Origin of the sequence: Streptomyces mesophilus (assembly GCF_040300965.1) — a bacterium.
GTDB classification, from domain to species: Bacteria; Actinomycetota; Actinomycetes; order Streptomycetales; family Streptomycetaceae; genus Streptomyces; species Streptomyces mesophilus_A.
This window is the reverse complement of record NZ_JBEPEW010000222.1, coordinates 1-9,608: the sequence shown is the minus strand read 5'-3', so window position 1 is coordinate 9,608 and position 9,608 is coordinate 1. Positions and strand designations below refer to the sequence as shown.

Annotated in this window: 4 protein-coding genes; 3 read left to right on the top strand and 1 reads right to left on the bottom strand. The window is 71.3% G+C overall.

Translation table 11 applies throughout. The annotated features are described in order from the left end of the window. From ABT367_RS38965 to ABT367_RS38955, 3 genes are all read left to right on the top strand, one after another. A partial coding sequence (locus tag ABT367_RS38965; protein WP_352258400.1) for a beta-L-arabinofuranosidase domain-containing protein occupies positions 1-2,462 on the top strand: 2,462 nt, incomplete at its 5' end. 35 nt (positions 2,463-2,497) lie between these two features. Beyond that, complete coding sequence (locus ABT367_RS38960) at positions 2,498-5,953, top strand: glycosyl hydrolase (RefSeq protein WP_352258398.1); 3,456 nt, start codon at positions 2,498-2,500, stop codon at positions 5,951-5,953. A gap of 90 nt (positions 5,954-6,043) precedes the next feature. Then, positions 6,044-9,274, top strand: a complete 3,231-nt coding sequence (locus ABT367_RS38955; protein WP_352258396.1) for a family 78 glycoside hydrolase catalytic domain — start codon at positions 6,044-6,046, stop codon at positions 9,272-9,274. Between the two features lie 22 nt (positions 9,275-9,296). Here the strand turns inward: ABT367_RS38955 and ABT367_RS38950 are convergent. Further along, positions 9,297-9,608: LysR substrate-binding domain-containing protein (locus tag ABT367_RS38950; protein ID WP_352258395.1), on the bottom strand; the 312-nt coding region annotated here is incomplete at its 5' end.

Below are 9,608 nucleotides of genomic sequence, written 5' to 3'. Positions count from 1 at the left end.
AACGCCCCCTGCTCGCCGAACTGCCCCTCGGTGACGTCAGGCTGCTCGAGAGCCCGTTCCGCGCCAACATGCTCCGCACCTGCGCCTACCTGAAGGCCGTCGACGCCGACCGCCTGCTGCACACCTTCCGCGTCACCGTGGGCCTCGCCTCGGACGCGGAACCCTGCGGCGGCTGGGAGGCGCCGACGGTCCAGTTGCGCGGGCACACCACCGGCCACCTCCTGTCCGGGCTCGCGCTCGCGTACGCAAACACCGGAGACCAGGCGTACGCGGACAAGGGCCGTCACCTGGTCGGTGCCCTCGCGGCCTGCCAGCGCGCGGCACCCGCCGCCGGCTTCTCGGAGGGCTACCTGTCCGCCTTTCCCGAGCAGGTCTTCGCGGACCTGGAAGCGGGCGGCAAGCCCTGGGCCCCGTACTACACGATCCACAAGATCATGGCCGGGCTGCTCGACCAGTACCGGCTCTGCGGCGACGACGAGGCGCTCAACGTCCTTCAGGGAATGGCCCGTTGGGCCGAGCGGCGGCTGGCGGCGCTCGACCGCAGCGGACTGGACAACGTGCTGCGTGTGGAGTGGGGCGGCATGAACGACGTGCTCGCCGCGCTGCACTTGGCCACGGGCGATGCGGTGGCGTTGCGCACCGCGCGCCGCTTCGACCAGGAGGACCTCTTCGGCCCTCTGGCCGAGGGCCGCGACGAGCTGGCCGGGCGGCACGCCAACACGGAGATAGCCAAGGTCGTGGGCGCCGCGCGGCTGTACGAGGCCACCGGCGAGGAGCGCTACCGGAAGATCGCCACACACTTCTGGGACATCGTGGTCCGCGATCACACCTACGCCATCGGCGGCAACTCCAACCAGGAGTTCTTCGGGCCGCCCGGCGAACTCGTCAGCCGCCTCTCCGAGGACACCTGCGAGAACTGCAACACGTACAACATGCTCAAGCTCGGCCGCGGGCTCTTCCTGCACGACCCGGAGCGCACCGCGTACATGGACCACTACGAGTGGGCGCTGTACAACCAGATGCTCGGCGAGCAGGACCCCGACTCCGCCCACGGCTATGTCACCTACTACACGGGCCTCTGGGCCGGCTCGCGGCGTCAGCCCAAAGGCGGGCTCGGCGCGGCGCCGGGCAGTTACAGCAGCGACTACGACAACTTCTCCTGCGACCACGGCACCGGGCTCGAAACGCAGACGAAGTTCGCCGACAGCATCTACTTCGAGTCGGCCGACTCCCACCCGCAGAGCACGGACCTGCCCGAGCTGTACGTCAACCTCTTCATCCCCTCCGAACTGACCTGGCGCAGAAAGGGAGTGACCCTCCGTCAGTCCGGCGGACATCCGGACGCGTCAGGCCCGGTGCGCATCACCGTGAACCGCGGTGCCGCCCGCTTCCGCCTGAAGGTCCGCATCCCCGGCTGGCTCGCGGACGCGGACCGGCCGCTCACCGCGCAGGTCAGGGTCAACTCCAGGCCCGTAGCCCCGGAGCGCGTGCGGCCGGGCGGTCACGTCACCCTCGACCGGCTGTGGCGTGCGGGCGACACCGTCGAACTGTCCTTCCCGCGCGCGCTGACCTGGCGGCCCGCACCCGACAACCCGCACGTGCATGCCCTGTCGTACGGGCCGTTGGTGCTCGCCGGTGCGTACGGGGACATGAAGTCGCCCACCATTGCGTCCCTCGTGCGCTCGTCGGTACGGCGCGTCGGGACGGATCCGGTGCGGTTCAGCGCGTCGCAGCCGGACGGCGGAGCAGTCGACCTGCTGCCGTTCCACCAGGTCCATCACCAGCACTACAACGTCTACTTCGCGACCGAGCCGCCGCCCGCGCCACCGCGCGAGACGGCGCGCTACCTCCTCGACGAAGGGTCCGGAACCGCAGTGCGGGACACCGCCGGCACACGGCCCGCGGGCGCGTTGGCTGGCGGCGCCTCATGGACGACAGGGCGCGACGGCCGCACCCCCGCAGTCGCGCTCGACGGGCAAGGCGGGCATGTGGTGCTGCCCTCCGGACTGATCACGGGACTGACCGCACTCACGCTCAGCGCCTGGGTCCGCGTCGACGCCCAGGTCAATTCGGCCCGGATCTTCGATCTCGGCTTCCACAAGAGCACCTACCTCTTCCTCGCCGCGCGCACGGGGACAGGGCGGCCCCGGGCGGCCCTGAAGATCGCGGGGATGGAGGGCGAGGACCTCATCGACGGTGACGCACCCCTGCCCACCGGCAAGTGGGCCCATGTGGCGCTCGTGCTCGGGTCCGGTGGGGGAGTCCTCTACGTGGACGGCGCGGAGTCCGGGCGCAACGAGGCCTTCGTCTCATCCCCGCTGCTCCTCGGTGTGACGCCCCGCGCCTATCTGGGCCGCTCGCAGAACTCCACCCATCCGTATCTGCAGGGCGCGATCGCCGACTTCCGCGTGCACAACCACGCCTTGACGGCGCAGGAGATCTCCGGGCTCGCCCGTTCCTGACCCGCGTTTTCCACCCCTGAACAGAAAGCTTCCAGATGCCCCAGCAGCCGCAGCCCGCCCAGCCGTTCGAGCAAGTCCCGGGCGGTGAGGTTCCGCCCGTGAGCCGGCGCCGCTTCGTCGCCCTGTCCGCGCTGACCGCCGCGGCCGTCACCGCCGGTGTCCCCGGTGCCGCGCTCGCCGACGTCCCCGCGGCCGGGGCGTTCGGCCTCGACGCCGCCACCGGCGCTCGCGGCTTCGACCCCGCCGGATTCGTCGATCCGCGCCGGGACAGCAGACCCGCCGTCTACTGGTATTGGAACGGCCCCGTGACCAACGAGCTCGTGGAGCGGCAGATGGCCGACCTGCGGGACAAGGGCATGTACGAGGTCGTCGTCTTCCCTTACGACAACGCGGACATGCAGCCGGCCTTCTTCACGGAAGGCTGGTTCGACGTCGTCGGACATGTCATCGAGACCGCCGCGCGGACCGGTATGAAGGTCTGGCTGTTCAACGACAACCACTTCCCGAGCGGCCGCGCCGGCTACTTCATCACCAAGGGCGGCACCGTCGGCTCCCGTACGTACAAGCCCCGGCCCGAACTGGCCCTCAAGGGCCTGTGGCGCTCCACCGCGGTCGTCGAAGGACCGGTCGCGGTCAGCCTGGCGCAGACCACCGGAGTCGGCGTGGACAAAGGCCAGTTGGTCGCCGACGCGGCGGTGCTCGCCGGACCGGCCGTGCTGCGCGACGGCACGCAGTGGGGTGATGTGACCGTCACCGGCACCATCAAGGCCGACCTCGCGGCCGGCGGCATGCTCGTGCGCGCCTCGGCCGACGGCCGCGAGGGACTGCTCGTGGAGTTCGACCAGAGCGGCGTCGTCACGCTCTCCCGTGTGGCGGGCGGCAAGGTCACCCAGCTGGCCAGGTCGACGCGTACGGACGGGTTCAACAAGACCAAGTTCCACGCGCTCACCGCCACCCTGCGCGGCCCGGTCTGCTCCGTCACCCTCGACGGCAAGGACAAGGGCACCGTCACCGACGAGACGCTCATCCGCGGCACCGTCGGCGTGCACGCCCGCGACGGGCAGCGCGCCCTGTGGGAGGACCTCACGGTCACCGACGGCAGCGGCACGCTGTACTCCCAGACCTTCGACACCCCTGCCGCGGCCGGGGACTTCGTCAACCGGGCCGTACCCGACGGCGTCCCGCGCGCCGTGGCCGCCACCGCCCGTCCGGTGGGCTCCACGGACGCCGACGAGCTGATCGAACTCACCGCGCAGTTGGACGGCGGGAGTTGGCAGGCACCGGCCGGACGCTGGCAGATCGACCTGTTCGGCGGCGTCGACCTGGTGGACGACTCCTCGGGCTACGTGCGCGGTTACACCGACCTCCTGGACGACGAGCCCGTCGAGCTGTTCCTCGACATCGTGCCCGGCGAGTACCACCGCCGCTTCGGCCGCTACTTCGGCAGTGTGGTCAAGGGCTTCTGGGACGACGAACCCTTCATCGCCTCCGCGGGCCCGCACCCCTTCAAGCGCCGCCCCTGGTCGCCCGCGCTCGCCGCCGCCCTGGCCGAGACCGGCGCCGAACCGGGCGCCGCGTACGCGAGCGCGTTCGACGACCTCGGCGAGCGGGGGCGTGTGCTGCGCGGGCGGTACTGGCGCGCCGTCTCGAACCGCTTCTCGCGCTACTTCGAGAAGCAGGCGGAGCAGTACGCGAAGTGGGGCGTACGCCTGGTCACCAACCCGCTGTACGACGAGGTGGGCATGTCCAAGCGCATCCTGTCCACCGGCGATCTGCACAAGGTCAACCAGTGGGCACAGGTGCCGGGCGGCGACTGCATCACCGCCGAGTACGAGCTGGACACCCCGACCATGGACCCGCGCAACCCCGCCTCGGTGGCTCATCAGACCGGCCGGCCGCGCGTCCTGATGGAGGCGTTCGGCAACATGGGCTGGCAGATCGCCCCCGACTTCATGCGCGCCCTGCTCGGCGCCTTCGCGGCCCGGGGCATCAACCTCACGGTGCTGCACGCTCTGTGGACCGACGAGCAGCGGGTGTTCTTCGCGCCGCCGTTCGGACCGCGCAATCCGTGGTGGTGGGCGATGCCGCCGGTCTCCGCGTGGATCGGCCGGGTGATGGAGCTCGCGCGGGGTACCTCCGAGGCCCGCACCGCGATCCTGCAACCCCAGCGCGCCGCCGAGCAGTTCGCCGGGACCGACCGGCAGGACGAGGTGGACGACGGGCTGCCCGCAGCCGCCTTCGCGCTCGAGCGGGCCCAGGTCGACTTCGACCTCGTCCACGAAGGAGCGCTCAGCGGCGACAAGGAACTCCTCGCCCAGGCCGAGGCGGTCAACGGCACCCTGCACGTGGGGGAGGCGTCGTACCAACTGGTCGTCCTGCCCTCGACACCCGTACTGGACACGGCGACCGCCCGCGCGCTCGCCCGCTTCGTACGCTCCGGCGGAACCGTCGTCGCCGTCGGCGAGCCGCCGAAGCTCGCGGCCGACGGCGATGACGCGGTGCTCGTCGCGGAACTCGGCAGGCTCCTGCCCCAGGACGGGGTTCGGCGCCACGGCAAGGGCCGTGCCGTGCACATCGCCACCGTGGACGGGCTGCGCGAAGTCGCGCGGGAGGAGGGGGTGTCCGCGGCCGTTCTGGAGCCCTCGGCCGATGCGGTACGGGTGCTGCGGACGACCCGCGGCACGGACACGGCGTTCCTGTTCAACAACGAGAGCGGCACCGTGGTCACCACCCTGGCCACGCTGCCCGCCGACGGCCGGCCCGAGCTGTGGGACCCGGCCACCGGCAAGGTCCGGCCCGCACCGGTGCAGGGGCCGAGCACGCGCGGAGCAGTCCGGGTGCCGCTCACCCTCGCCCCGTACGAGACGCTCGCCGTGGTCGTACGGAGGAACGCCGCGCCCACGCCCCACCTCACCGAGGCCGACGGCCTGCCCGTCACCGCGGTGACCCGCGAGCGCCGCACCCTGCGCGTGAGCGCACTCGCCGAAGCGGCCGGCACCTTCCACCTCACGGGCCGCGACGGCGGACGCACCTACCGGGGCACCGCGAAGGTCGAGGATCCGCTGACGCCGCTCACCCTCGACGGCGACTGGACCGTCACGCTCGCCAAGGAAGGCGCCCGGCCCGTCACCCGGCCGCTCGCGAGCTGGGTCGACCTCGACCCGCTGTTCTCCGGGAGCGCCACCTACACCAAGGAGGTCACGCTCGACGTGGCCTTCCTGGACGGGCGGCGCGTCCTGCTCGATCTCGGCTCGGTGCGAGAGGTCGCCCAAGTGACGCTCAACGGGAAGGAGTTCGGTCCCGCGGTGTGGGCTCCGTATGTCCTCGACGTCACCGACGGGCTGCGGCCGGGAGTGAACCGTTTCGCCGTCCGTGTGTCCAACACCCTGTCCAACGAGCGCAAGAAGCCCCTGCCGTCCGGCCTCCTCGGCCCGGTGACGCTGCGCCCGCGCCGGCCGCTGACCGTGGACCTGAAGCCGGCCTCCGCCTGACGCGGGCCGCCTGACGCAATCCACGCCTGCAAGCGCGCCTGACGCGTCCCCGCATCGACGACGCCCGCCCACCTGAACCGGAGACCCCGTATGGCAAGACGATCCCTCCTGCTCGCCACCGCCCTGACCGCCCTGGTCACGGTCGTGCCCTCCGCGGCGCCCTCCGCAGCCGGCACCGGCACCGGCCTGAACCCCACTGCGTTGCGCACCCAGCACCTGCGCAGCGCACTGGGCATCGACGACACCACCCCCGACCTCACCTGGCAGCTCACCGCCCGGAGTTCGGGCGCCGCCCAGCACGCCTACCGGGTGCAGGCCGCCACCAGCCGCGCCGCTCTGGAACGCGGCCGCCCCGACCTGTGGGATTCGGGCAAGGTCACCTCGGCCGTCCCGGGGACCACGTACGCGGGGAAGGCACTCGGCTCCCGTGCCCGCGTCCACTGGCGCGTCCAGGTCTGGTCCCAAGGGTCCGACCGCGCCTCCGGATGGAGCGCGCCCGCCGTCTTCGAGACCGGCCTCACGCAGCGCGGCGACTGGTCCGCGGACTGGATCACCCATGAGGACTGGCAGCTGGGCGAGCGTTCCGTGCAGCCGGTCACCGTGACCGTGCCCCGCACCACCTCCCGCTATCTCCGCCTCGACGTCACCCGCCTCGGACTGCCCCTCGCCGACGAGTTCCCGGCGCTCGCGCATCGTCTGCAGCTGGCCGAGATCGCCGTACGGGACTCGGCCGCACCGGACACCGAACTCGCCCAGGGCGCCACTGTGACCGCCTCGGAGTCCGACACCGAGCGCAAGGTGTGGGAGCCGAAACTCGCCGTCGACGGCGTGACCAACAGCGCCTGGAGCCAGGCGGCCGGCTATGCGAGCCTGCCGCACCCGACCACCGACGTACGGGACAAGCCGGTCACCGTGACCCTCGACCTCAAGGAGGCGAAGACCTTCGACCAGGTGGTGCTCCACCCGCGCGCCGACGTCCTCACCGACGACGGCCGCGTACCGGGCTTCCCCGTCGACTACACGCTGGCCACCGCCGCCGCGGCCGACGGCCCGTACGAGACGGTCGCCGACGTCACCGGACAGCGTCCGCCCGAGCCGTATCTGCCCTCCGGACTCCCGCTGTTCGCCAAGGACTTCACCTTGCCGAAGGGGGTACGTCAGGCGCGCCTCTACATGGCGGGCCTGGGCGTGTACGACGCGGACATCAACGGAAGGCCCGTCGGCGACGCGGTGCTCGAGCCCGCGAACACCGACTTCGCCGACCGCGTCCAGTACGCGACGTACGACATCACCGACCAACTGCGCCCCGGCGCCAACACGGTGGCCGTCGAGCTGGGCAACGGCATCTCCAACCAGCTCAGCACCGCGGACCGCTACCGCAAGCTGTACGGCAACAAGGCCGACCCCGCGCTCATCGCGCAGCTGGAGGTGACGCTCGCAGACGGCACGGTACGCCGTATCTCCAGCGGACCCGACTGGCGCACCACGCTCGGCGCGACCACCTCGTCCAACTGGTACGGCGGCGAGGACTACGACGCCCGTCGCGCGATACCGGGGTGGAACAAGCCGGGTGCCGACCGCTCGAAGTGGAAGGAGGCCACGCGGGTTGCCCCCGACGACCCGCCGGCGCTCAGCGCCCGGGAGACCGAACCGGTGCGCGTCGTCGAGACGTTGAACGGCGAGGAGGTACCGGAGGCCGCGCCGGGCAGCCGCATCTTCGACCTGGGGCGCAATATCGCCGGCTGGCCGGAGATCACGGTCACGGCACCCGAGGGCACCGCCGTCCGCGCGTACCCGGCCGAGAGTCTCAAGGACGGCCGCGCCCACCAGTCCATCAGCAATGTCGGCGCACCTCTGTGGGACGGCTACACCACCGGTGAGGGATCCGGCCCGCAGACCTGGCACCCCAAGTTCAACTACCACGGCTTCCGTTACGTCGAGATCCGCGGCCTTCCCGAGGGGGCCGAGGTGTCAGTACGGGGCAAGGTGCTGCGCGCCGACAACGCCTCCGCCGGTTCGTTCAGCAGCTCAAACGAGCTGATCAACGGCATCCACTCAATCATCCGCCGCTCCGTCGAGGGCAACATGATGAGCGTCCTCACCGACTGCCCGAGCCGCGAGAAGCTCGGCTGGCTGGAACAGAACCAGCTCGTCTTCCCCACCCTTGCCGCCAACTACGACATGGAGGCGTATCTCCGCAAGATCGTGCGCGACATGGCGGACGCGCAGACCGAAGAGGGGCTGATCCCGTCCACCGTCCCCGACTACGTGCAGCTGGCGGGGACTTACCGCAATGACGCCAACTGGGGCGGTGCGTTCGTCCTCGTGCCGTGGCAGCTGTACACCACGTACGGCGACAAGGAGACGCTGCGCGCGTACTACCCGCAGATGAAGAAGTACGTGGCCTTCCTCGAGCAGAAGGTCGTGGACGGCATCCTCGACTACTCGCTCGGGGACTGGTTCACCCCGGACCGCACCTTCCCGAAGGCCGTGTCCGGCACGTACGGCTACTGGCGGGTGGTGAACGGGCTCAGCGATATCGCGCGGGTCCTCGGCGAGGACGAGGACGTGGCGACGTACCGCACCAAGGCGGACACCAGCGCCCGTGCGCTCTCCGACAAGTTCTACGACCCGGCGACGGGGACGTTCGGCGGCGGTGGGCAGGGCGCGGCGGCTCTCGCCCTGGACATGGGCGCCCATCCGCAGGGCGAACGCGACCGTCTCCTCGGCCACTTGGTGTCATCGGTCGAGGCGGCGGACCATCACCTGCTGCTCGGCGAGATCTCGCTGCCGGCCGCGATCCGGGTCCTGTCGCGGTCCGGGCACGACGACCTCGTCTACAAGATCGCCACGCAGACGACGTCCCCGAGTTACGGCTTCCAGGTCGTCGCCGGCAACACCACGCTCGGCGAGACCTGGGACGGCGGCTCCGGCCAGTCGCAGAACCACTTCATGCTCGGCGCGATCGACGCCTGGTTCACCACCCGGCTTGCCGGACTCGACCAGGCACCCGGCTCGGTCGGCTACCGCGAACTGCGCATCGCCCCGGCCGTGGTCGGCGACCTCACCTCGGCCCGCGGCACGTACACGACGCCGTACGGCCGGGCGGTCAGCGACTGGCGCCGTGAAGGCGACGCCCTGCGCCTGAACGTCCGCGTGCCCGCGGGCAGTACGGCCACGGTCGAGGTGCCGGCGACCTCCGGAGAGGTGCGGGCGCCACGAGGTGCGCGGCTGGTCTCCGAAGAGGGCGACGTCGCGGTGTACGCGGTGGGTTCGGGGGAGTGGGCCTTCGAGTCGGTCTACGCGCCCGTGGCGGACTGACGGGCTGCGAGGGGCCGGTTCCTCACGCGGGACCGGCCCCCTTGAACGCACGGCGGCAGTCCTTGAGCACTTCACGCACCGGCGGATGGTGCCCGTTCTTCCAGACCAGAGCGAGCAGAGCCGGTGTCCTGGCATCGGCGACGCGGTGGATGACGAGCCGGTCGCGGTACCCATGGGCCATCGACTCGCTGAGGACGGCGACGCCGAGACCGCGGGCGGCGAGTTCGGCGATGGCGTCCGCGGCGCCGGCCTGCAGCGCGATCGAGGGCTGAAGGCCCTGCGCTGATCGCCGACGTGGTGGCACCGGGTGAACACGTCCGCGCCTACGGCCTGT